This is a genomic window from Stenomitos rutilans (assembly GCF_059505485.1).
The window spans coordinates 12,410-34,674 of sequence record NZ_JCACKR010000113.1 but is presented as its reverse complement, the minus strand read 5'-3'; the positions used below and the strand labels follow the sequence as shown (position 1 = coordinate 34,674).

26 protein-coding genes and 1 pseudogene are annotated in these 22,265 nt (G+C 48.7%); 15 read left to right on the top strand and 12 right to left on the bottom strand.

Annotation, left to right across the window (positions count from 1 at the left end):
* The first annotated feature begins 29 nt into the window (after window positions 1–29).
* The 5 genes from AC5JLP_RS22795 to rfbD all read left to right on the top strand — a co-directional run bounded on the left by AC5JLP_RS22795 (window position 30) and on the right by rfbD (window position 4,823).
* The gene (locus tag AC5JLP_RS22795) at window positions 30–647 is read left to right on the top strand and encodes a TetR/AcrR family transcriptional regulator (RefSeq protein ID WP_496070253.1); all 618 of its coding nucleotides are present in this window, start codon (window positions 30–32) and stop codon (window positions 645–647) included.
* A 124-nt stretch (window positions 648–771) separates the two neighbouring features.
* Window positions 772–1,386 carry a 2OG-Fe(II) oxygenase gene (locus tag AC5JLP_RS22790; RefSeq protein ID WP_496070252.1) on the top strand — a complete coding sequence of 205 codons (615 nt, stop codon included), beginning with the start codon at window positions 772–774 and terminating at the stop codon, window positions 1,384–1,386.
* A gap of 161 nt (window positions 1,387–1,547) precedes the next feature.
* On the top strand, window positions 1,548–2,990 hold the full coding sequence (locus AC5JLP_RS22785; RefSeq protein WP_496070251.1) for an aminopeptidase P family protein: 1,443 nt from the start codon (window positions 1,548–1,550) through the stop codon (window positions 2,988–2,990).
* Window positions 2,991–3,178: 188 nt separating this feature from the next.
* Complete coding sequence (locus tag AC5JLP_RS22780; protein ID WP_496070250.1) at window positions 3,179–3,757, top strand: photosystem I reaction center subunit XI; 579 nt, start codon at window positions 3,179–3,181, stop codon at window positions 3,755–3,757.
* Between the two features lie 184 nt (window positions 3,758–3,941).
* Window positions 3,942–4,823: a dTDP-4-dehydrorhamnose reductase gene (rfbD, locus tag AC5JLP_RS22775; protein ID WP_496070249.1), complete on the top strand. Its 882-nt coding sequence runs from the start codon at window positions 3,942–3,944 to the stop codon at window positions 4,821–4,823.
* A gap of 142 nt (window positions 4,824–4,965) precedes the next feature.
* Here the strand turns inward: rfbD and AC5JLP_RS22770 are convergent, their stop codons facing one another.
* The 4 genes from AC5JLP_RS22770 to AC5JLP_RS22755 form a co-directional block, all read right to left on the bottom strand.
* A complete protein-coding gene (locus AC5JLP_RS22770; protein ID WP_496070248.1) occupies window positions 4,966–5,235 on the bottom strand; it encodes a ParE family toxin-like protein in 270 nt (89 codons plus the stop codon).
* Window positions 5,232–5,462 carry a hypothetical protein gene (locus AC5JLP_RS22765; RefSeq protein WP_496070247.1) on the bottom strand — a complete coding sequence of 77 codons (231 nt, stop codon included), beginning with the start codon at window positions 5,460–5,462 and terminating at the stop codon, window positions 5,232–5,234. The genes AC5JLP_RS22770 and AC5JLP_RS22765 overlap by 4 nt, the downstream gene beginning before the upstream one ends.
* 45 nt (window positions 5,463–5,507) lie before the next feature.
* Complete coding sequence (locus tag AC5JLP_RS22760) at window positions 5,508–5,924, bottom strand: DUF6896 domain-containing protein (protein WP_496070246.1); 417 nt, start codon at window positions 5,922–5,924, stop codon at window positions 5,508–5,510.
* Window positions 5,925–6,105: 181 nt separating this feature from the next.
* The gene (locus AC5JLP_RS22755; protein ID WP_496070245.1) at window positions 6,106–6,453 is read right to left on the bottom strand and encodes a winged helix-turn-helix transcriptional regulator; all 348 of its coding nucleotides are present in this window, start codon (window positions 6,451–6,453) and stop codon (window positions 6,106–6,108) included.
* Window positions 6,454–6,603: 150 nt separating this feature from the next.
* Here AC5JLP_RS22755 and AC5JLP_RS22750 point away from each other — a divergent pair, with 150 nt between their 5' ends.
* Window positions 6,604–7,380: an SDR family NAD(P)-dependent oxidoreductase gene (locus AC5JLP_RS22750; RefSeq protein WP_496070244.1), complete on the top strand. Its 777-nt coding sequence runs from the start codon at window positions 6,604–6,606 to the stop codon at window positions 7,378–7,380.
* Window positions 7,381–7,546: 166 nt separating this feature from the next.
* Here AC5JLP_RS22750 and AC5JLP_RS22745 read toward each other — a convergent pair whose 3' ends face one another.
* The 4 genes from AC5JLP_RS22745 to AC5JLP_RS22730 all read right to left on the bottom strand — a co-directional run bounded on the left by AC5JLP_RS22745 (window position 7,547) and on the right by AC5JLP_RS22730 (window position 9,559).
* On the bottom strand, window positions 7,547–7,741 hold the full coding sequence (locus AC5JLP_RS22745) for a hypothetical protein (RefSeq protein WP_496070243.1): 195 nt from the start codon (window positions 7,739–7,741) through the stop codon (window positions 7,547–7,549).
* 173 nt (window positions 7,742–7,914) lie between these two features.
* Window positions 7,915–8,187: a hypothetical protein gene (locus tag AC5JLP_RS22740; RefSeq protein WP_496070242.1), complete on the bottom strand. Its 273-nt coding sequence runs from the start codon at window positions 8,185–8,187 to the stop codon at window positions 7,915–7,917.
* A 314-nt stretch (window positions 8,188–8,501) separates the two neighbouring features.
* Entirely contained in the window at window positions 8,502–8,687 is a 186-nt protein-coding gene (locus tag AC5JLP_RS22735) for a hypothetical protein (protein ID WP_496070241.1), read from the bottom strand.
* A 359-nt stretch (window positions 8,688–9,046) separates the two neighbouring features.
* Window positions 9,047–9,559, bottom strand: a complete 513-nt coding sequence (locus tag AC5JLP_RS22730; protein ID WP_496070240.1) for a GNAT family N-acetyltransferase — start codon at window positions 9,557–9,559, stop codon at window positions 9,047–9,049.
* A gap of 578 nt (window positions 9,560–10,137) precedes the next feature.
* Between AC5JLP_RS22730 and AC5JLP_RS22725 the strand changes: the two genes are divergently transcribed.
* The 4 genes from AC5JLP_RS22725 to AC5JLP_RS22710 are packed head-to-tail and all read left to right on the top strand — an operon-like array spanning window position 10,138 to window position 13,346.
* The gene (locus AC5JLP_RS22725; RefSeq protein WP_496070239.1) at window positions 10,138–10,347 is read left to right on the top strand and encodes a DUF433 domain-containing protein; all 210 of its coding nucleotides are present in this window, start codon (window positions 10,138–10,140) and stop codon (window positions 10,345–10,347) included.
* Window positions 10,348–10,360: 13 nt separating this feature from the next.
* Window positions 10,361–11,302, top strand: coding sequence for a glycosyltransferase family 2 protein (locus AC5JLP_RS22720; protein ID WP_496070238.1), 942 nt, complete (start codon window positions 10,361–10,363; stop codon window positions 11,300–11,302).
* Window positions 11,303–11,334: 32 nt separating this feature from the next.
* Window positions 11,335–12,264, top strand: a complete 930-nt coding sequence (locus AC5JLP_RS22715) for a glycosyltransferase family 2 protein (protein WP_496070237.1) — start codon at window positions 11,335–11,337, stop codon at window positions 12,262–12,264.
* Window positions 12,265–12,278: 14 nt separating this feature from the next.
* Entirely contained in the window at window positions 12,279–13,346 is a 1,068-nt protein-coding gene (locus AC5JLP_RS22710; protein WP_496070236.1) for a glycosyltransferase family 4 protein, read from the top strand.
* Here the strand turns inward: AC5JLP_RS22710 and AC5JLP_RS22705 are convergent.
* The gene (locus AC5JLP_RS22705) at window positions 13,329–14,006 is read right to left on the bottom strand and encodes a phosphoribosylanthranilate isomerase (RefSeq protein WP_496070235.1); all 678 of its coding nucleotides are present in this window, start codon (window positions 14,004–14,006) and stop codon (window positions 13,329–13,331) included. The two genes, AC5JLP_RS22710 and AC5JLP_RS22705, sit on opposite strands and share 18 nt — an antisense overlap.
* Window positions 14,007–14,136: 130 nt before the next feature.
* Here AC5JLP_RS22705 and psaK point away from each other — a divergent pair, with 130 nt between their 5' ends.
* From psaK to AC5JLP_RS22690, 3 genes are all read left to right on the top strand, one after another.
* The gene (psaK, locus tag AC5JLP_RS22700; protein WP_496070234.1) at window positions 14,137–14,400 is read left to right on the top strand and encodes a photosystem I reaction center subunit PsaK; all 264 of its coding nucleotides are present in this window, start codon (window positions 14,137–14,139) and stop codon (window positions 14,398–14,400) included.
* A 191-nt stretch (window positions 14,401–14,591) separates the two neighbouring features.
* On the top strand, window positions 14,592–17,738 hold the full coding sequence (locus AC5JLP_RS22695) for a hypothetical protein (RefSeq protein ID WP_496070233.1): 3,147 nt from the start codon (window positions 14,592–14,594) through the stop codon (window positions 17,736–17,738).
* Between the two features lie 109 nt (window positions 17,739–17,847).
* A complete protein-coding gene (locus AC5JLP_RS22690; RefSeq protein WP_496070232.1) occupies window positions 17,848–19,536 on the top strand; it encodes a glycosyltransferase family 4 protein in 1,689 nt (562 codons plus the stop codon).
* 35 nt (window positions 19,537–19,571) lie between these two features.
* On the opposite strand, the pseudogene AC5JLP_RS22685 reads toward AC5JLP_RS22690, so the two are convergent.
* Together AC5JLP_RS22685 and AC5JLP_RS22680 are read right to left on the bottom strand one after the other, a co-directional pair.
* Window positions 19,572–19,880, bottom strand: a pseudogene (locus AC5JLP_RS22685) (DUF4241 domain-containing protein); the annotation flags it as partial.
* Between the two features lie 42 nt (window positions 19,881–19,922).
* Window positions 19,923–20,405, bottom strand: coding sequence for a DUF4241 domain-containing protein (locus AC5JLP_RS22680; protein ID WP_496070231.1), 483 nt, complete (start codon window positions 20,403–20,405; stop codon window positions 19,923–19,925).
* A gap of 192 nt (window positions 20,406–20,597) precedes the next feature.
* On the opposite strand from AC5JLP_RS22680, the gene AC5JLP_RS22675 reads away from it, so the two are divergent.
* Window positions 20,598–20,771 (top strand): DUF3096 domain-containing protein, encoded by a 174-nt coding sequence (locus AC5JLP_RS22675; protein ID WP_496070230.1) that lies wholly within the window; start codon window positions 20,598–20,600, stop codon window positions 20,769–20,771.
* Window positions 20,772–20,782: 11 nt separating this feature from the next.
* On the opposite strand, the gene AC5JLP_RS22670 is transcribed toward AC5JLP_RS22675, so the two are convergent.
* Window positions 20,783–22,018 (bottom strand): BaiN/RdsA family NAD(P)/FAD-dependent oxidoreductase, encoded by a 1,236-nt coding sequence (locus AC5JLP_RS22670; RefSeq protein WP_496070229.1) that lies wholly within the window; start codon window positions 22,016–22,018, stop codon window positions 20,783–20,785.
* A gap of 102 nt (window positions 22,019–22,120) precedes the next feature.
* Between AC5JLP_RS22670 and AC5JLP_RS22665 the strand changes: the two genes are divergently transcribed.
* Window positions 22,121–22,261 carry a hypothetical protein gene (locus AC5JLP_RS22665; RefSeq protein ID WP_496070228.1) on the top strand — a complete coding sequence of 47 codons (141 nt, stop codon included), beginning with the start codon at window positions 22,121–22,123 and terminating at the stop codon, window positions 22,259–22,261.
* The last annotated feature ends 4 nt before the right edge of the window (window positions 22,262–22,265 follow it).

The following is a 22,265-nucleotide window of genomic DNA, read 5'->3' as shown; positions in this document are numbered from 1 at the left end:
CTGCTCTCACTCGCTTATTCTTGAACGTTATGCGTCTTTCCCAACGTCCATTGCCGCCCGAAACTGAACCGCGCGATCGCATCTTAAAGTCAGCGCTGCGATTATTTGCGAAATTAGGGTATGACGGTACGACGACGCGTGATTTAGCTGAGTCCGCTGGGATCGCAGAAGGCACGCTGTTTCGCCACTTTCCTAATAAAAAAGCCATTCTCATCGAGGTCGCCACGCAGGGTTGGGTCGAAATCCTCACCGATCTGTTAACCGAATTGAGCGAGATGGGCAGCTATAAGGCCGTAGCTCAGGTCATGCGGAGACGGATGCTAAACCTGCACAAGAACGCCGATATGCTGAAGGTCTGCTTTATGGAGGCGCAGTTTCACCCAGAGCTACGCGATCGCATCCAGCTGGAGGTCATTGACAAGATGACGGATGTGGCAGAGGTTTTCTTTCAATCAGCGATGGATCAGGGGATTTATCGACGGACGAATCCGAAAGTTGTAGCGCGTGTCTTTCTGGGAATGTTTGCCGTGGCGGGGTTCAGCCAAGACACGATTATGGGCGAAGGCTCATCTCCTAGAGAGATGCAGGAAATGGCAGAGGGGCTGGCAGATATCTTTTTGAATGGGGTATTGGTGAAGGAGGAATGAAAGTTTTGAGTTTTGAGTTGGAAGAGAAAGGAGTGAGGTGAGAGGTGTAAGGGTGTAAGAGTTTTGAGTTTCCTTTGCTTCCCTTGCGTCCTCTGCCTTCCCTGCTGCCTCTGCTTCGCTTGTTATGAGTTACTACCGTCAACAGTTTGATGTGCTCTCATTGACCGATCTCCATACCCTGCGTGGAGAAATCTTGTCGTGCCCATATTTTGCGGTCAATAACCTCAACCGCGATTTTGTTGGCACGAAAGGGTTTTCGGTAGTGTTTCAGCAGAGTGGGTTAGAGACGGTGAAGCAGGAGTTTCCCTTTTTTGCGGCCTACCTCGATCGCGCTCTGGAACAGGATTGCAATGCATTTTACCTCAATCCGCTTTTGCTTAAGGAGGGGTCGCGGGTTGATCCCCACATTGATCGATCGCTGCGATCGTACTGCAAAACGGTGGAACCACCCGCGATCGTAAGTGTGCTTTACGTGCAAGTACCTGCCGATTTGCAGGGGGGTGAGTTAGTGCTGCGAAACCATCGGCAACAGGTGGGGCAGATTAAGCCAAAAATCAATACGCTGCTGCACTTTCAGGGCGATTTAACTCATTCTGTAAACCCTGTAAGAGTTAATGGCACACGTTTAAGTCTGGTTTGTGAACAGTACAGCTTAAGTGCGGCTGAGTTGCAGGAAATTCCTGAATTTACGGTGGAATCGAGAGCCGCGAAGCCGAAACGGGCAGCGATGAGGAGATGACACGATGGCAGGATAGCGGTCAGCGGTCAGCGGTCAGCTTTGTACTGCGATTGAAGGATAGCTTTCGGCAGTCAGTTTTCAGCGGTCAGCTTTATACTCATAGCTAGGCACTAGAACCAGCGGGTTTTGACAGGCTTCACATTTTTAGCTGATTTTTGTGTATGCAAACGCTTGATCGCACCCTTTCTCTTATCGATGCCTTAAAAGCGCGACGGCTTAGATTGGCGGCATTGGTGGACTTTCCTGTGCTTCTCTGGTCGGGGCAAAGCAGTCCGCGTAACTTTCGGGCAAATACATTTCCGTTTCGCGCTAGCAGTCACTTTCTCTACTTTACAGGGTTGCCGCTAGAGAATGCTGTGATTCGGTTAGAGGACGGCAACCTGATTCTGTTTATGGATGAGGCGAGTCCAGCCAGCGCATTGTGGCATGGAGAAACGCCGACGCGGGATGAGATTGCAGGCGCGATCGGTGCAGATGAAGCATATCCCCTCTCAGAGCTAGAGAAACATGAAAGCGATGAGTCGAGTGCTGATAGTAATAAGTGGCAGATAAATCCTTCAAAGTGGTTACAGGACACAGCAACGATCGGTGTGCAAGATCCTAGAACTCATGCTGATCAATGCGTCCTATACCAGCGCAGCATTCTTCGTGATGTCAGTCGGATCAAAGGCATTGACTTGGAGTTGGCAAAGGCGGTCGTCTCCTTGCGTTTGACTCACGACGAACTCGCATTGGCAGAACTGCGGAAGGCTGCAACGGTTAGCATTGTTGCACACAAGGCAGGTATGGCAGCGACGCAAAACGCTCGTGTTGAAGCAGAGATACGAGCCGCGATGGAAGGGGTCATTATTGCTAACGATATGATGTGTGCATATACCAGCATCGTCACAGTTCACGGCGAAGTGCTGCACAATAATCAGTACAGTCATTCCATCCAACCAGGCGATCTACTGCTGGCAGATATGGGTGCGGAAGCGACATCGGGCTGGGCCTCGGACATTACCCGTACATGGCCTGTGTCTGGCAAATTCTCTTCAACGCAACGATCGCTCTACGATGTGGTGCTAGCAGCGCATGATGCCTGTATTGCAGCCATTCATCCCGGTGTGGAGTATCGAGACTTGCATCTCTTGGCGGCACGAACGATCGCAGCCGGATTAGTCGATTTAGGCATTTTGTGCGGTTCGGTAGACGCATTGGTGGAAAGGGATGCCTATGCCCTGTTCTTTCCACATGGAGTTGGGCATCTTCTGGGTTTGGATGTGCATGATATGGAAGACTTGGGCGACTTGGCGGGCTATGAGTCTGGGCGATCAAGGAGCGATCGCTTTGGGTTGAATTATCTGCGGCTCGATCGTCCCTTACAAGCAGGAATGGTGGTTACGATCGAACCGGGCTTTTATCAAGTGCCTGCCATTTTGCACGACTCAGAACGGCGATCGCGCTATCAAGATGTGGTGAACTGGGATCGATTGGCTCAGTTTGCTGATGTGCGCGGCATTCGCATTGAAGATGACGTGCTGGTGACAGAAACAGGCTCTGAGGTTTTAACGGCGGCACTACCAACAGACGCACAGGCGATCGAACAATTAGTTTTGGGCTAAGCAACGCACTCTCCGCTCAAGCAAATACTTCTACCCGTTGCGTTGATATCGCACTATTAAGCATGGGCTCAAAGCGGTGATCGCATAGCGACCCCATGTCTCTTTGACTCAGTGTGTTCGGCATAACCAGTGCGATCGCCTCACTCCATTGCCTGCGAGAGAGGACTTGCCAAAGCAATGCTTTTAGGATGGTTGCAGACGCCGAACATCTTCAGGAATTACGGAATATGGCTCATCTAGTAGACAAGATTGAACGGTCTAATACGAACCCAAGAGACCCCAGAAACCGCGAGGTCGTTCACGCTGCCTGGGGTGATCCCCAAATTGGTAGCTTGGAAACGCCCATCAATGCGTCTGGGTTTTCTCGCGCTTTCATCAATAACCTGCCCGCCTATCGTCAAGGTTTGTCTCCTTTACGGCGCGGCCTTGAAATCGGTCTAGCGCATGGCTACTGGTTGTTGGGCCCCTTTGTGACCTTTAATCCGCTCCGGGATACAGCGGTTGGATCAATCACAGGGCTACTGGCTGCTGTTGGCCTGATTTTGATTGCGACACTAAGCATTTCACTGTATGCGGCCAGCAATCCTCCTTTCCCACTTGCTACGGTCACGGTTCCCAGTCCTCCAAAAGCTTTAGATAACTCTGAGGGGTGGAATGAATATGCTACAGGCTTTTTCCTCGGTGGAGTTGGCGGTGCCGTGTTTGCTTATGCCCTCCTCTCCAACATTGAGCTGTTCCAACAGTATTTAAGCTTTGTGGCTCAATAACCTCTGTCATGCACTACTTTTCAACGAGAGGTATTGTGTTGTAATTGTGAAGAAAAGTCTAGGGCAGTGCTGCTCTAGATTTTTCTTCTTTAAAGAAGCATTTTCAAGCACTCAGAAAGTGAAGCTGAGAGAGTATTTAGGTAAAGTAGCTCAAGCAGCACTTAACCCTTTTCCCCTTTACGATATGACCCGAATTTTGCTTACAGGTATCACCGGACAGGTTGGTCAGGAACTCCAGCAAACCCTGGCTCCATTGGGAGAAGTCGTGAGCGTGGGGCGCGATCGCGTCGATTTTTCGCAACCAGAAGCGGTACAAGCGGTGATGGAAACGGTAAAACCCACGATCGTCATCAACTCGGCTGCCTATACCGCCGTCGATAAAGCCGAAAGCGAACCAGACCTCGCTAAGTTGGTGAATGCCGTTTCGCCTGGAATTCTCGCCAAAGCCGCAAACAGCATTGACGCGAGCTTAATCCACATCTCGACCGATTACGTGTTCGACGGCACTCACAGTTCCCCTTACCTGGAAACGGATGCCACCAATCCGCTTGGTGTGTATGGCTCGACCAAGCTAGCAGGGGAAGAAGCGGTACGGGCAGCGTGCGATCGCCATTTCATTATCCGTACTGCCTGGGTTTACGGTGTAAAGGGCAAAGGCAACTTTGTGAAAACAATGCTGCGCTTGGGAGCCGATCGTGAAGAACTGCGAGTTGTGACCGATCAAATTGGTGCCCCTACCTGGTCGAAAGATCTGGCAGGCGCAATCGCACAACTTGCCCCCCAACTCTCTGCCGATACCGCAGGCACCTATCACTACACCAACAGCGGGGTCTGTAGCTGGTATGATTTCGCCGTTGCCATCTTTGAAGAAGCTCACCAACTTGGCTTCCCACTCAAAATCCAACGCGTCGTCCCCATCACGACTCCCGAATACCCCACCCCCGCTAAACGTCCTGCCTTCTCTGTCCTCTCGCTCAAAAAAGTTTCCACTCTACTGGGAACCCATCCTCCCTACTGGCGAGACAGCTTACGCGAGATGTTAAAAGAACTGCGATCGAGCCTCTAATCGCCTCTGCTAGTCTATAAACTTTTAGTGATCTAACGCTCCAATTGAGCGGCTGCCAGTAACTTTTGCTGCAACACTGACTAAGTTTGTTCAGTCCGCTCCAATTGGGTTGTTATGCTGCGTCTCCGCCGATCGCCTCAAACTACATCCGTTTTAGCAATTCATCGTACTCATCGTGTGTGCCAATCCAATACCAGTAAATATGGTCGGCTTCCAACAAACCTAGAACACGATAATTGATACTGACACGAGCAGAATAAATTGGTTGCTTCTGGCTGACTCGCTTGAACTGAAGACTCGGATAATAAGGATCTTCCTGCCAAAGGGCGTAAGCTTTACCGGCTTGTTCCTGAACTGATACAGGCAGATCAACTAGCCGCTTGCGAAATGACTTTGTGACACTTGATTTCATTTTTGGGTTGGGAAGACCTCATCAAGTGGAACAGTTTCTCCTGCCGCGATCTCCTGCCGCACCATTGCCGCCATCTGATCCCATTGATCATCTGTTGTGGCAGCAAAACTAGTTTCCCATTTTTGCTCATCTTGCAACTCTGCCAAAAATCGAGCCGCAATTGCATCTTGCTGATCAGGCGGGAGTCTTTGGATTTGGGCGATCACCTGTTGGAGAAGTTCAGTCATGGCTTAACAACAGTAAACAATGCAATTTTATACAGCTTCTTCATTCTACTCATTTCGTTTCAAATAATACAAAATGTAATCTGATTTGTGAAACAGACCTTTAGATTCTGCTTCGGCGAACACAGCCTCTAATACCTCTTCATCCTGAAACTCCGGAAAATTCTGTGTTCCTCTCTCCACAAATTCATACAGACGCCATACGTCAAACCCATCAATTTGCCCTTCTTGACCAAAATCCCAATCTACTCTTCCTGATGGCAAATGCACACAGCATCCATACCCATGAAGAAAATAGGAAATCTGCTTATCAGGATCTAGATATCCGCTCTGTGGAATTCCTGACGATTGCCATTCTAGAAGATGTTGAGGTTGTTTTAATCCTTTGTAATACTCAAACAGTTCAATCGCTTCTTGTACCCTATTTTGGTATTCATGAATTAATTGGATAAGTCGTTCTATCATTCACAAGTTAATTCAACTGTTCAACAATGTCAGGCTTTGTTCATTTCCTTGTGCTTTCAGTTCTTGTGTAAGGAGCAAAGCCCCTCAAAGAAATTCCGCACCGATTGCCCAGCAGCATAACGTTCCCAACCAGCGGCGGCAGATAACCTCAAACTTAGCACCAGCGGCTTTCGTCCGTCCGCTACGTTGGGGTTGTTATGCTGCCGCAATCAACATCCATCTCACGCTGCAACTCTGCAATTGCATCCAAGATCGAAATGAAGCGTCGCCCAAAATTAGTGAGTTTGTATTCAACCCGTGGTGGAACCTCTGGATAAGAGAATTTCTCCAGAATGCCAAAGTTAACCATTTTACTTAGGCAATCATTTTGAACTTTTGTTGTGAGTCCATCAATAGAGCGTGTAATCGCCCCAGGACGATCGACCCCCTGACAAATCAGGGTCAAAATTTGCATTGACCACTTACAACCAACAATGTACTCCACCATTGCGGCGGCTGAAGTATTTTTTCTGGTTTGCTTCCCATTCATGATGTAGTCTAAATTTTTCCTAGATTCCGCCTCAATTTCTACCCAAAAGTGCCTACCTTACTGAACGGTACATGCTTCCTAACCCAATTGAAGCTTGGTTAATATGCTTGCTGAAAGCACGTTACTCCCAAACTTTATAGGAACGCAACCATGTACCAGGAATTCAAGCATCGGCAAGCATTAGTTATTGGTGGAAGTAGTGGCATTGGACAGGCGGTTGCAGAAATTCTATTAAATTATGAAACATTTGTAACTGTCGTTGCTCGCAATTCTGAAAAGCTTCAGGCAGCCTTACCCCATCTGGAGCAGTTGGGTAACGTTCAGGGATGGCAAGCAGACATCAGCGATCGCCAGGAGACATCTCGCCTTGTGGAGCGCATTGCAACCGAGTTACCAGATGTGCATTACCTTATCAATTCTGCTGGCGTTTTTCTGCCAAAGACCTTTCTTGACCACTCTGAGGCAGACTACGATCGCTACCTCAACATCAATCATGGAACCTTTTTTGCTACCCAACAAGCTGTCCGTAATATGGTTCAGCATGGGCACGGTGGTGCAATTGTCAACATTGGCTCAATGTGGGCACATCAAGCTGTTCTGGCTACCCCCTCTTCTGCTTACTCAATGGCAAAAGCAGGTTTACACTCTCTCACACAGCATTTGGCAATGGAACTGGCACAGTATCAAATTCGTGTTAATGCTGTTGCCCCGGCAGTGGTGGAAACGCCTATTTATGGAGCTTTTATCAAACCAGAGGAAATTCACACGACGCTACAAGGCTTCAATAGCTTTCATCCAATTGGGCGGGTTGGAAAACCGATTGATGTTGCGGGGGCTGTGACTTTTTTACTCTCCGATCAAGCTTCTTGGGTTACTGGAGCGACATGGGATGTAGATGGTGGAGTCATGGCTGGGCGTAATACCTGATGTTGAGCGCTAACAGGCAATCTTCAAACATCTGTCCCTACCGAGGACTTGCAGCATAACGGTGAAGATGAGCGGCGGCAAATAGAGCCGAAACGAAGCGAAAAAACTTTATTCGCCGCTCCATCGCATTGTTAGACCGCGCCTCATCGATCGTCTTTGCACACAATCACAGTGCTTCAATCTTGACGATACCTCCCTCAACGTTATCGACCTGCAATCGATATCCGCGAAGTATTGCCAATCCTAGTAGGGGTTCCGTCTCTGATTCGGCAATATCGATCGAGCGGTACTGACCATCCCAGATTACGATTCCGGTGTAAAAGTCAAACAGGGTTTTGCTGCCATCCCCCAATGTCGCCATATTGGAAGTCCTCCAAGACAATCCAAGACGAACAATTATTTCAGAGGGCAAAGACAAGAATCCATCAAATCCGGTGTCAATCACGGTATTGACGAATTCTCGTTGCTCATTCGAGTTTCCGAGCACAAGGGAAAGCGTTAGTTCATAACGGGAATTAACAACTCCATGAATCATTAATCCTTCTTCAGACTCCTCGCTCCAAAATGATAGACAGCGCTGTGCCCAATCCGCAGCGTCCAAGGTTGAGCATCAGGCTGACGCTCAAAGAGTCGATCGGTTGCACCCATTACCGTTTCATCGACCTCAAACTCTCCGGTTTCAATGTCGATCGCCACAATTTTGCTATCGTTGTCTGCTTCGACCTGCTGCCGAATGCCAGATTCATAGAGTTCTTGACCTCGTCGAGCCAACTCCTCCTTGCTATAACGTCTTTGCCGAACTGTCATAGGCTTGACCTCATTTTAACTGTACCTCTTTATTTTAGCTTTAGCTATATTGCGCTGTCGCTAACACGTCCTACGCGATCGGAGATCGCACTGCAAGGTCGGCGATTGTAATCAACAGAGTGATTTTAGAGAGCTTAAGAGCTAGAGAATCAATTACTAGTTGAAATCGCTCGGAGTAAGATTGAAATCTCATTATTAAGTGCGGTAATCTCCTCTTGAATACTCATCGCTCTTGGTCCTAGTCCAGGAGCTCCGCCAGATTTTTCACCTGAAACTTCAGCCTGAAGTTGTTGTTGAAGCTGTTTGACTAGGTTCTATTTTTTACTAACAAGATCTTTCAACTTTTGGTTGTCAGACAGATTGGCTGCCGCCGCTAAAGGTAACTGTTGTGCTTGTTGAGCCTGAAGAAAATTTAGTGATTCTAACAAGTTATCACCATTTGGGTATGCAACCTTAAAAGCAAGAAGCAAGTTACCGTTGGCGTTCTTTATCTCTTTCATTCAGTATTTCTTTTAATGCAGCAAACCGTACTGACGAAATCTGTGTTTGAGATGATTCACGCCTCAGTATTGACTCTGGACTCTGTATCCAAAAGAAAACAAATACTCCCCCAGCAAAAGCAAGTATGGTCTTAACAGCCTCAAAGACAGTATTAAAATGGACACTTTGCCTTTCAGCTTTGAGCTTAGAAATCTCCTCCCTGAGCTTTTGGTTTTCTAGACTTTCCATATCGTACTTAACTATGAAACTAAGCAACAATCTGTAACTACTAAAATGCTGTCTAACGTTCCGGCTGAGCGGCTGTAATCAATCTTTGTAACGCAGCCAAGATTCTCGGTAGTCTGCTCCAGCCGGGTTGTTATCTCGCTGGCAAAGACTCTGCCAACTTCAACACATATCGCCAATACTGTATTCCAAAATGGCGAGGCAAATCAATCTCTTGTTTAAATCCCAGCTTCTCATATATCTGCCTTGCGGCTGCCATTAACTCGCTCGTATGCAGCCCAACCACTTCCGCTTTGTCTTGCTTCGCTCGATGAATGCACTCTAAACTGAGTTGCTGTCCGATTCCTTGACCTCGGTGCCGGGGCGATACCGCTAGCATCCGCAACGATGCCCACTCTGGCGAAAACAGACGACTATCGGATGCTCCAGGAGGATGATAAACAACCGACCCGACTAACTCTTGATCCTGTTTGGCAACGATCAATTGTCCCTGTTTCGCTATCTCTGCCATGTTGGATAAGCTAGATCGCATGATCTCCCAGTTGTCCAAGGTCAGGGCGTGAGAATATTCGCGATATGCTTCTACAGTTAGCAATGCAACATCATCAACCTCTTGAGCAAGAGCATCACGAATAATCACTGCCATAAGAATTAGTTCTCCTTCGAGCGAATCGACCTCAATCTAATTCTGATTGCTTGACCGAATCTTGTGCAAACAACTACCTCACCAATAATCTTGCCGATCCTATAACTTTAGACACCAATCGTTCTCTTTCAAACTGTACCCGCCCGACTAAACGAAGCGAGATAACTATTATTAGACTGAAAGTTTCTGCCTAAGATCCCATAGTGGGTGGATAGACGGAACGATTTGGCATAACATCTCAGATTTAGTACATAGGTAGAGTCTTTCCGCATAATATCCGGTTAACGGTAGCTAAACAGAATCCTTCCGCATGTTTCTAGATTTCTGTGGGGGTGAGCGGTCTGCGCTAGACGATCGCAGTATGTACAACGTTGCTGACATAGCAGGAGACGATCGCACAGATGGTTGGCAATTGTAAAACCCTAAACAACTATAGCGATCCCATTTGGATTGTGAGAAAGGATTCCAGTGGAATCCTTTCTCACAAAGCCTCTCAATCTCACAAATGATTTAGGACTGCTATAGTACTGAGTAAGCAATAATTAGGTAGAGCCTTGTTATGTGTGAACGCGATCGCCATGACCCAATTACTTGAACGAATCACCGTCAATCCAAAGCAGTGTGGTGGTCGTCCATGCATTCGAGGCATGAGGATTCGGGTGATAGACGTGCTGGATTTGTTTGCGACTGGACTCAGTGCCGAACAAATTCTAGAGGAGATGCCCGATCTTGAAATGGATGATCTCAAAGCATCGCTTGCGATCGGGCGAGTCGCTAGTAGAGATTAGCGGATATTGAAGCATGGGTAGCGATCGTCAAACGACTTACACCGTTGCTGCATACATTACGGCGTATGAGGATGCGATCGCTTTGAATGAGTGTCTTACAGCGATTCGAGCACAGTCCTACCTTATTAAAAAAATTGTCATTGTTGACAACTCGTTGCGATCGCTGGAACTTTCGGATGCAAATCGAGAGGACGATCGTCTTCTGATCTGGCATCATCCTGAAAATATTGGCATTGCGGGAGGGTTGTCACTGGCAACGCAATGGGCCGTGCAGCAGGGATATGATTTTCTATGGACGTTTGACCAGGACAGTGCTCCGGCTTCTGATTGTCTGGAACGATTACTAGAAGCGTATGGTGAGTTTACGACAGAGGCGTATGCGATCAGCATGATGGCACCCACCGCGATCGATGCTCGCACAGGGCAAATCGTGAAGCCAAGTCTGTTTTTGGGCGATCGCTTTCGTGGCTTTTTGCCTGATAACCCAACGGTTCCTTATGAATGCGATGCCCCCATTACCTCTGGTGCGCTGGTGTGGTTGCAAACAGTTGATCGCGTGGAGCCTCCAGCGATTGGACTATTCATTGATGGCCTTGATCTAGACTATGGGCTACGCTTGCGCCAAGCAGGCTTCCACAATTTGGTGGTGCCTGGTGCAGCGATGTATCATCGGTTTGGGGTGCCGTTTCAAGTTGAGTTACTGGGTAAGAAAAAGGCGTTTCAGCTTTACTCTCCACTGCGGTATTACTACATTTGTCGTAATCATACGTATCTTGAATTGGCACACTCGAAAGGATGGTATCGATTCACGTGTGCCCTAAGACGCGCGAAATTTTTGCTATTAACGCTGCTTAAAATTTTGCTGCTCGATTCAAATTCAAAATCCCAAAAAGCGATCGCGTGCATTATTGGTACCTATCATGGTTTTTTAGGTAAGCTGGGTAAAATTTGGTAGAGGAATAAAAGAGTCGAGGGTAGGGAGTGCAAATGAGTACGGCTGTAGTTTCAATTATCTTAGTTAACTACAACGGATCAGATGTGGTAGTAAATTGTTTGCGATCGCTCTTGCAATTTCTTCATACTATTCCATACGAAATTGTTGTAGTTGATAATGCTTCTACTGATGATAGTGCAACGTTAATTAGTGAGAATTTCCCAACTGTACAACTGCTTAAGCAACGAGAAAATCAAGGCTTTGGTGCAGGAAACAATGTAGGGGCAAAACACGCTCAAGGAGAATTTCTCTTTTTCTTAAATACAGACACGCTGCTAACCAATAATGTGTTACCTCCTTTAGTCATGCTGATGAAAGAACATCCAGAAGTCGGTATTATTGGGACGAAGTTGTTAAATACAGATGGTAGCTTGCAGTCTTCGATCGCGTCGGAAATCAGCATTGCGGGAGAATACCAAACGCTCAAACAACTCAAGCAATTTAACAACCCTCAGTACCGAGAAATGATTGAACAGAGGTTCGCACAAGTTCAGATTGTTGACATTGTCATTGGTGCCGCTTTCTTCATACGCAAATCGTTATTTGAAGCGCTCAATGGGTTCGACGAAGCCTTTTTTATGTACTTTGAAGAATCGGATCTCTGTCAGCGTGCGCGCGATCGAGGTTGGCAGATCCTCTACACGCCAGAGGTTTCGATTATTCATTTGGGCGGCTATTCTGTAGACAAAGTTTCTGATCGGATGCGGCTAGAATATCGCCGCAGTCAGCTTTACTATTATCGGAAGCATCGCTCAGTGTGGGAACAAGCTGTTCTAAGATGCTATCTACTGGTTAAATTTGCGCTTGCCACTTTAAGATCGTTTAATCCAACCAACTTTAAGATACTGCGCTTGCTTCTAGATCTCTATCGTTATCCAATGCAGCTAAACCGAACACACGCTGTTAAAAATTACAGCAAATAATGTATTCATCAACTATGTCAATCTTGGTGAATTTGTCTCCTGTTTTACCTCAACCTACTGGTATTTCTACTTATAGTCTCAACATTGTTAAAGAGCTACGATCGCTCAACCCCGAAGTTATTAGTTCCTTTGAGATTGATGGATATACGTTTCATCGCTCTCCCGCTGATTTAACAGCTGAATACGGTTTAAAGGGTCACTTTAAACGCTTAGTCTGGACGCAGTTTCAGCTTCCTGAGATCTACCAAAAACTGGCGTCTCAGCTATTATTTTCGGTTTTACCGGAAGCACCATTATGGTCAAACTGTCGCACTATTGTGATGGTGCATGATCTCATTCCGTTACATTTCCCCAAGCGCTTTTCACCCGGAACGCTTTATAACCGTCACTATATTCCTCAAGTATTGAGACAAGCAGAACACATCATCTGCAACTCCAGCGCAACGGCACAAGATATCATGCAGTTTTGTGGCCTTTCTGCCAATCGAATTACTCCGATTCCCCTTGCTTACGATGCTCAACATTTTCGGTTTCTAGATTTGCCTAAGCGTCATTATTTTCTCTATTTAGGTCGCTTTGCACCGTATAAAAATGTGCAGCGGGCGATCGCCGCTTTTGCTACGTTTCCCAATTGTTCAGACTATGAATTTTGGCTGGCAGGGCCAACTGATCAACGGCAGTTGCCGCTTTTACAAACCCAAATCGAAGAGTTGCAACTCACGCATCAGATTAAGTTCTTGAATTACGTGGCTTACGATGACTTGCCGAAGCTGATCAATCAGGCGATCGCGCTTGTGTTTCCAAGCCTCTGGGAAGGGTTTGGGTTGCCTGCGTTGGAAGCAATGGCTTGCGGTACACCTGTTATCACGTCTAACGTATCGTCACTGCCAGAGGTTACGGGCGATGCGGCGCTTTTGGTCGATCCCTATGATGTGGGGGCGATCGCGCAGGCGATGCATGACATCACTACCGATACTCAGCTATGGGCTAACCTTCGTAGCGCCAGCCTTACAAGAGCCAGTCAGTTCAGTTGGGCAAAAACCGGACGGGCGACGGCTGAAGTTCTACAGCGGTTTAGCTGAAGGTGCTTGGAGCGTTTCAAGTTGGTCAAATAACCGAGCGACTTCCCGCAGGTTTTTATCACCGGGTGCATGTTCAACGCCACTTGAAAGGTCAATGCCGTGAGGCTGAGCTTGACACAACGCATTCAGAATATTGTCTGGCGTAAGACCACCCGCCAGGAACCACGGGCACGCTGGCTGAAATTGCTGAAGCAAGGACCAATCAAGCGTTTTGCCAGTGCCGCCAAACAGTTTTGGATCGTAGGCATCGAGAAGAAGGGTATCAACCCAGGCCGCGTAGGTATTGGCTTGCGCCAGAGCATCGGCTGTATGGATACGTAGCGCTTTAATGATTTCAATCTCAGGGATTACCTGGCGGAGGCGATCGCAAAACTCAGGCGCTTCGTTGCCATGCAGTTGAACCCCGGTAAGTTGGCCGATCGCAACGGTCTGCTCAATGTCTTCAAGGCTCGCGTTAACAAACACCCCAATCCGATCACCGCTGGGTCTTCCAGTCTCAAGATGGGGCAATGCAGCGACAATGGCTGCGATGTCTGTCGGCGAGACATAGCGCGGTGAAGCCTCAACGCAAATGAAACCCAGCGCTGTGGCTCCCAGTTGGACGATCGCGCCTCCTTGTTCTGGTTTGGTGATACCACAAATTTTGACGCGTAGACGCATGAGATGTATCGAAAGATAACGGTTTTTGTTAACTCTTAAAACAAATCTAGCCTTTTTTTTAGTTTGTTCTTGAGGTATTTTTATAATCCTCTTTGTTTATAAGTTTTTCAATGATTTAGGAGGCAGAAAATTGGTTTATACATCTCTGGTAGCAGTTGCACGGACGATCGAATGGTCGCCTAACATCGCCATTGTCATGATTGCAGCAAACCTGTTTGCGATCGCGATTGGGCGCTACGCCATTCAGCGACGTGGTGTCGGTCCGGCGCTGCCTGTGCAGGTACCTGGTCTCTTTGAAGGGTTTGGCGTTCCCGAACTACTGGCTACCACAAGCTTTGGTCATATTCTGGGAGCAGGCATGATCTTGGGTCTCAGCAACGCAGGCATCCTTTAAGGTCATTGGGGCATAGCAATGCTATGCCCCAACTCAATTGAGAGAGTTCCTTGAAGTCTCACTTAGGACGGGCGCGACCGACAATCTTCGGTTGCTATGCTGATGCTAGCTTTGACAGCCTGGGCAGACACGCAATCGTAGTACTGCCTGGGCTGTCGTAATTTAGCACTGCCGCATTTGCATGGCGCTCGATGCATTCAGAGACTTCGTTTTTGGCAATGGGTACTCCTCCAGTCCTGGTCACGCTGTTTACAGGTTTGCTGATTGCCTTTGCAGTGCAGCTATTGTTAAGCACTTTTGGGATTGCGGCAGGCATCACCGCGATCGGCTACTTACCAGGTGTGCAAGCAGCAAAACCAGACGAAGCTCTTGAAGAGGAGGCCGAAGCTGAAACTAAAGTCGCAGGCCATGCAGGTACCGCAGGCAAAATTGGGTTTGCCGTTGGAGCAGGTACGCTCTTAACCGTTAACACTGTCCTTTTTGTTGCGTCGTTTCTGGCGGTCAAACTGAGCCTGGTGAGCACACTCACGCTGGGAGCCACGTTGGGCATCGTCATCTGGGCAGGCTATTTCCTGGTGCTCACCTGGTTGAGTTCAAAAGCCGCAGGGTCAGTGATGGGCTTAGTAACCGGGGCTGTCAGTGTCGGCGTGCAGGGTTTTATGACAACGGCCATGACCGCGCTGGGACGCAATAAGGATGCAAAGAATGCTGCCACTGCACTGCCAGCCGCAATAGACAACCGCTTAGCCGCAGCCGAATCGAGCCTGGAAACGCTGCAAACGCAGCTAGAAGCCAATACTCGCACAGTTGAGACGACGCTTCAGAGCTATGTGCAGACGCTGCAACCACCCAAGCTTGATCTGGAGCGCATTCGGAATGAAGTCGCAGCAATTCTAGCAAACGCAGAACTGCCGTCTGTGTCGCAGAAAACGGCTCTTAGCAGGATCGATCGCCAAACATTAGCCGATCTCGTCAGCCGTCGCACCGATTTTTCTAAGCACGATATTAATCAGGTTGTGGATCAGTTGGAAGCGGTGTGGCAGGAGGTAACTGGTGGAAATGACGCGATCGCCGACCTCACGACCTTCTTGCAATCCGCCAGCCCCGATCAACTAACACCCGATGCGGTGAATGATCGTCTCAAGCATCTACGCGCAGAAGCTCAGCAGGATGCACCAATCGATGGGCGACTTGCAGACCTAACCCCAATCGCCTTACTGGAACCAAAACAGTTGATTAAACGGTTGGCGCAGACCGTGCGCGATCGCGTAGATCTCTCTGATCTTGATGTCGGCAAAGTTTTGCAGCAGTTACAGGCGTTCACCCAAGCCTCTGATACAACAGACGCAGACAACTCGATCGATCCGTTTAGCGCCACGATCGCGTCCGATGTGGAAGCTTACTTGCTCAACGCCTATCCCTGGAATTTGACGCGCAAAACCGTCACAGAAGAATTCAAGGATGTGCTTTACGATTCTGAAGCAAACCCAGTCGCGGTAAAACATCAGCTTCTATCCTTAAACCGCGAGGCGTTTGTGTCGCTGCTGGAGCAACGGGATGATCTCACCTCTAAAAAGATCGACAAAATCGTCGATCGCCTGGAAGAAACACGCCTGGAAGTGCTGGACAGTCTGGAAGCTGCTATCAGCGAAGCACCCTTTAAAACCTTTTACACTCAGGTCAGCGAGTATCTTCGTACAGCTAAGAAAAGTGCCCTAAAGCCAGCCAGTTTTCAAAAGCAACTCCAGACCCTTCTGCAACAAGTAGAACATTCGCTTGAGTACTGGAGCGATCGCCTGCATTACTTGACCCACGATCGCCTGCTAGCAAGCCTCAAGGAGCGACAAGACCTGACTCAGGAGGAATTAGACGCCCTCATAACCCAGCTAGAAACGGCGCGCGATCGCCTGTTAGAAGAACTTCAAACCCGTCAAGCTACCTTGTCCACCGAGGCGATGGCCTTCTGGCAGAAGGTTGGCGACTATGTAAGCGATCGCAGCCAAAAATTGACGGCTCGTAACATCCAACGCCGGTTCAACGCCCTGACTAAAACCACTCAAAGCGAATTTGCTGAGCTGCGGCACTACTTACCATCCTTTGATGCTGAAGCGGTAACGCAATGGCTCGCCGATCGTCAGGATTTGACCGTCAAGCGCCAAAAGCAAGTCCTGAGCCAGCTAGAAAAGACGTGGAACAGTTTGCTTCAGGTGCCCCAAGCGGCGGTTAATGCCGCACGATCGAGCTACAGTCAGGCATCGACCATTCTTACAGACTACCTTCAGCACCTTGACCCTACGACCTTCAATGCAATTGAACTGCCTCAAGATTTACTCCACTACTTGACGCAGCATCACCTCACCGAAGAAGCTCTTGGTGAACTGACTCACATCGACTGGACATTGTTGGTCGATCGCGTGCAGCAACGGCAAGACCTGACGATCGACCAACAGCAACAGCTTGTAGAGCAAGTACAGCAGACCATTTACACGGTGGGTAAGCTACCCCGTCGCTTTGCATTGCGCGGCAAACGGCAAATTCAACAGTGGCAAGACACATTGAGAGATTACCTGCGGTATGCAGAACGCGAAGATTTAAGCATTGATCGCCTGCCGCAACTCCTTCAACGCTTATTCCACGAACTGCAAGCCTCTGACTCAGGGAGCCGTCATTGGGCCGAGGCATTGCAACAGCAGTTTCTCAGCTTTGATCAGGCCCATTGGCTGGCAGTGCTCTCTGAGCGAGGCGATCTGACTGAGGCAGAAATCAGTCATCTACTTGAGAAACTTGAAACGACAATCAAACAAGCGATAGAGCAAGCAAAAACGCTACAGCAGCAGACTCAAGCCGCCCTTGCAAACACCTTTGACCAGCTACAGCACTACATCACCTCCCTGCCGCTACCTGACCTGGACTACGATCGCCTGAAAGATGAACTTCAACAATTGCTCGTCGATCCACGCCTTGGGTTAGAAAATCTCAGCAGCGCCGTTGGGGACACGCTACGCGAACAGTTGAGCCGCTTCAATCGTCAAACCCTATCTGCCTTGCTCAGCACCCGCGATGATCTGTCAGAAAACGTTGTCCAGAACCTGATCGATCGGGTTGATGCCGTCCGTCTCAGCACTCTCGATCGCATTGAAACCGTTCAGCAAGAAGCCCAACGTCGCGTTGAAACCCTTAAACAGCAGGCCCAACGTCAGGCCGAAGAAACCCGTAAAGCCATCGCTGTTGCCGCCTGGTGGCTCTTTGCAACCGCCTTCTCTTCAGCACTCACCGCCGCGATCGCCGGAGCAATAGCAGTTGGTGGCTTGGATTGGTTAGAGCAAATCATTAGCTAAAAGCAATGTCCCCAGCCATTTTCATCGGCATTCACTACACCCTACACCACACACCCTATCCCTATTACCGCTGTATGATGGCGATCGACACGCAGCAAGCAGCAACGCAATGAGCGCCACAGCAGCAATTTTCTATCTCAAAGATGGCTATCATACGGGTGGACAAAAGCTGTATGGACGCCAAGCCGCCAGCGAAGGGTTTCTTAAAGGGTTTGTGCAGCACGGAACAGCCGATCGCCTATATTGCTATACAGCCGAGCAATCCGGCTTTACAGAATTTTGTGAACAGGTCAAGCCCTGGCTGACGCGTCAACGGGATGTACAGTGGTTGCCATATAGCCAGCCGCATCAACTGGCGCAACCAGGTGCCGTCTTTCGTCCCGATTCGGTCATCACGCCAATGGTATGGGAACGGCGGTTCGTCAATCAGCAAGCTTATAGCATTTGCGGCATGACACACTCGATCGCCAGCAAAGACGCGATGGAAGATCTGGGTAAACTGCTGCTGGCTCCGGTGCAACCCTGGGATGCGCTTGTGTGTCCATCACCCGCCGTCAAAACTGTCGTTGAACGCCTCTGGGCCACGTGGAGCGAGTATTTAGCCAAGCGGACGGGTGGTCACATCCAGCAAGAAATTAAGCTACCCGTCATTCCGCTAGGGGTCGATTGTACGGCCTTTCCACAAGGCGAGCAGGCGCAGGCCATTCGTCGTGATCTGCGGGCGAAGTGGGACATTGGGCAAACCGATATTGTCGTGCTGTACGTGGGACGGCTTAGCTTCAGCACCAAAGCGCATCCAGTGCCGATGTTTATGGCGCTAGAGCGAGCCGCACAGGCAACGGGCGCAGCAGTCCATTTGGTATTAGCTGGCTGGTTTGAAAACGAAACGGAGTCTACTACCGTGCGCGAGTGCGCTCAGGTCTTTTGTCCCTCGGTGATGACGAGTTGTGTGGATGGACGATCGCCCACCATTCGTGCCAACGTCTGGTCAGTTGCAGATATCTTCCTGTCTCTCGCCGACAACATTCAGGAAACGTTTGGTCTCACCCCAATCGAAGCAATGGCAGCCGGATTACCGACGATCGTGTCTGACTGGGATGGCTATCAAGCATCGGTGCGCCATGAAATTGATGGCTTTCGCATTCCAACCGTGTTGCCGCCACCTGGAGTAGGGCTAGATTTAGCCTGGGAGCAGTTGAGCGATAGCATGCCCTACAGCGCTTACGTAGCGCATACCGCGATCGCCACCGCGATCGATATTGATGCCTGCACACAAGCTTTAACAACTTTAATGACCAATCCTGATCTGAGAGCACGGATGGGTGCCGCAGCCCGCCAACGAGCCGAGCAGGTTTATGACTGGAGTGTAATTATTGCCGCATACGAACGCTTATGGCAAGAGCTAGCCGAAATTCGGGCGATCGCGTCCGAAGTTGCACCTCTGGCACCCAACGAGCCACCCTATCCCTTAGTGGATGATCCCTTCCGTCTCTTTGCCCACTACCCAACCACAACGCTTGGTGCCGATCATCGCCTCAAACTGGGCGCGATGGCGAAACCAGATCCCCTTGCGGCGCTACGTCAAATTGGTATTACAGGCTTTGGGGCTGAACGACGGCTTGCATTGGATGTACAGGATGCGATGTTAAGCGCGATCGCCGAGAATAGTTCTCTCCCAGTCAGTACCCTCCTCAATCGCTACGCCAACCACGATCCGGCTGCGTTCTTCCAAACCCTCCTCCACCTGTTGAAATTCGATATTTTGCAGCTAGAACACCAAGGAATACAACCTAAATAAGACCAGCTTTTTTAGATGCTATCTCTTGCTCAAAATTAGACTTGAAGCAGTGATTTAGGACAGACACCAAAGTCTGTAATAACACTCACAACTTCACCGCTTTCATTAAATCCAAAATAAGTTGGGTAAATTCCGTCTCCCCAACCACTTGAAAATGCAATTACGTTAGCTTGAGTCTCGTTATCTAAACACATATTTGCCCAAGAGCATGTAAATGTTTGATTGACTTCAAGCAAATTCTGCAACTGATAAATCAGAATACTCTCTTCTTCCGCGTAAATTGAATCATCGAGTATTGTGGTAACATCTGCATTCATGAAACAGCCTGTTCCGGAGTCAACACCATACCAAAGAAAGTTCCTTCTTCAAGAGAATCTAGGGCGTGTTTAAAGCCCTCGGAAGCCCCCAACCTCCAAATTTGGGGGCTTGTAAACCAGCTTCAAAGTCCCCCAGCATTGGGGGCTTAAAGCCCTTTGGGCATACAAGAAAAGGGGGCAGAAGCTATTAGCAATGAAACGATTGAATTTTAAAACACTGCCTAGCTTTTCACCAGAATGATATGCCATTTCCCAATTTGAACTCTGCTGCCAGTCATGGTGAACGCAGATCATTGCATAAGCAAGTACATGAGCTTCTTGTTGCTTATTTCTTTCGATATGAGCAATACTTAACAAAACTGGGTATTTCCCAGGTTCTAAAGTCGCTGTGAAAGGTTCGCTACCTACTAACGTCAGTGGATCGCAAGCAACTAATTGCCCAGAAGTTAAAATCAACTCTCCAGCTTCGATGGTTGTAAAATTGATCTTGCCTCCATTTATAGTGAATTCTCGTTTTTCGTGGAAAGCTTTTGAGTAATTAATATTATCCATTTCTTATTAAGTCTACGATTAGCAGAACAACACATTTCAATAATGTCTGTTGCAAATAATTAACTTAGCTTACATGGTTGATGAGGTAACTAATGCCAAGTTATATCTCATGTTTTCTACCTTGAGATATATTCACACAGAGTGATCGACACGATAATGTGAGATTTTCCAACGCATCCAGAGGAAAACGCCGTGCTTGACCACCTCTTTCTGGCCCAACAAGTTGCTGTAAATTTCCGGTTGAGCGGCATTGTTGCACTCATCGCGGGCATCCTGATTCTCGCCATTCCTCGACTGCTCAATTTAATTGTGGCAATCTACTTGATTGTGATTGGCCTGGTGCAAGTGTTCAATTTGAGAATTTAAGACTTGAGAATTTAAGCCATTCCCATTGCTTGTCCCGCAATCCATCCTGTCGTCCAGGCACTCTGAAAGTTGAAACCACCTGTCACACCATCAATATCGAGAATTTCACCTGCAAAATGTAAACCAGGACAGAGACGGCTTTCCATCATTTTGAAGTCTACTTCCTTGAGGTTGACCCCTCCACACGTCACAAACTCTTCTTTAAAGGCTCCTTTGCCGTCGATCGTATACTGCCCACGCGTCAACTCCTGAATCAACAGGTTCAATGTCTTGTTAGAAAGCTCTGCCCACCGCATTTCAGCCGTGATGCCCACATAGTTCGTCAGGCGTTCCCACAAGCGGCGGGGGATGAGAACCGGGCAACTCGTGGCGATCGCTCGTCTTGGTAACTGCGCTTTTACCACTAGAAGCTGTTGGCGCAGTGCCTCTGGATTAGTTTGCGGCAACCAGTTCACCAGCAAGGTTGCCTTGTATTGGCGATCGTATAAAGCTCTCGCTCCCCACGCAGAAAGTTTGAGCACCGCTGGCCCACTCAAGCCCCAATGGGTAATCAAAAGCGGCCCCGTTTGCTCTAAAGGACTTTTTTCGCCAGTTTGCAGTCGTAAATGGGCGTTTTGTACCGACACACCTGCTAAATCTTGTAAGCGGCTATCCGTAAGGTTGAAGGTGAAGAGAGACGGTACAGGTGGCTCGATCGTGTGCCCTAAAGCCCGCGCGATCGCATACCCTTGGGAACTGCTGCCAGTGGCGAGAAGGAGGCGATCGCACCGCAGCACCTCACCCGCCTTCACATCCACCCTAAACCCATCATCTTTGCGAGTGATAGCTTTCACGGCAGCGCCCTGCCAGAGCTTTACTCCCACTGCTTTAGCGGTTTCCATCAGGCAATCCACAATGGTTTCTGAGTCATCCGTGATGGGAAACATGCGCCCATCCGCCTCCGTTTTCAACGTCACGCCATGCGACTCAAACCATGCCACCGTATCCTGTGCTTGAAAGCGACTGAAGGGACTCCGCAATGCCTTGCCCCCTCTGGGATAATGCTGCACCAAAAGCGCTGGATCAAAGCAGGCATGGGTGACATTGCAGCGTCCTCCACCCGATACCTGCACTTTCGCAAGCGGTTGACGAGCCGCTTCTAGCAGTGTGACTCGCACGTTGGGGTAATGACTGGCGCAGGCGATCGCTCCAAAGAATCCAGCCGCACCACCACCTACCACCACAATAGAACAAGGGTCAGATGGCATAAGGTGAGGGAAGAAAAGCTAAAGGCTAAAACATTTTGCAGTGGGTGTTCTATCGTAACCGATCTTTCTGCTACGCTGAGGCAACTATTTTCCAGTAAACCGATGACCGAGCCTCGTGACGCCTTTGATAGTCCCTGGAAAGACGTTCTCGAAGCTTACTTCCAAGACTTCATGCAGTTCTTCTTTCCTCAAATTCACGCCGATATTGATTGGAGTCGAGGGTATGACTTTCTGGATCAATAGCTAC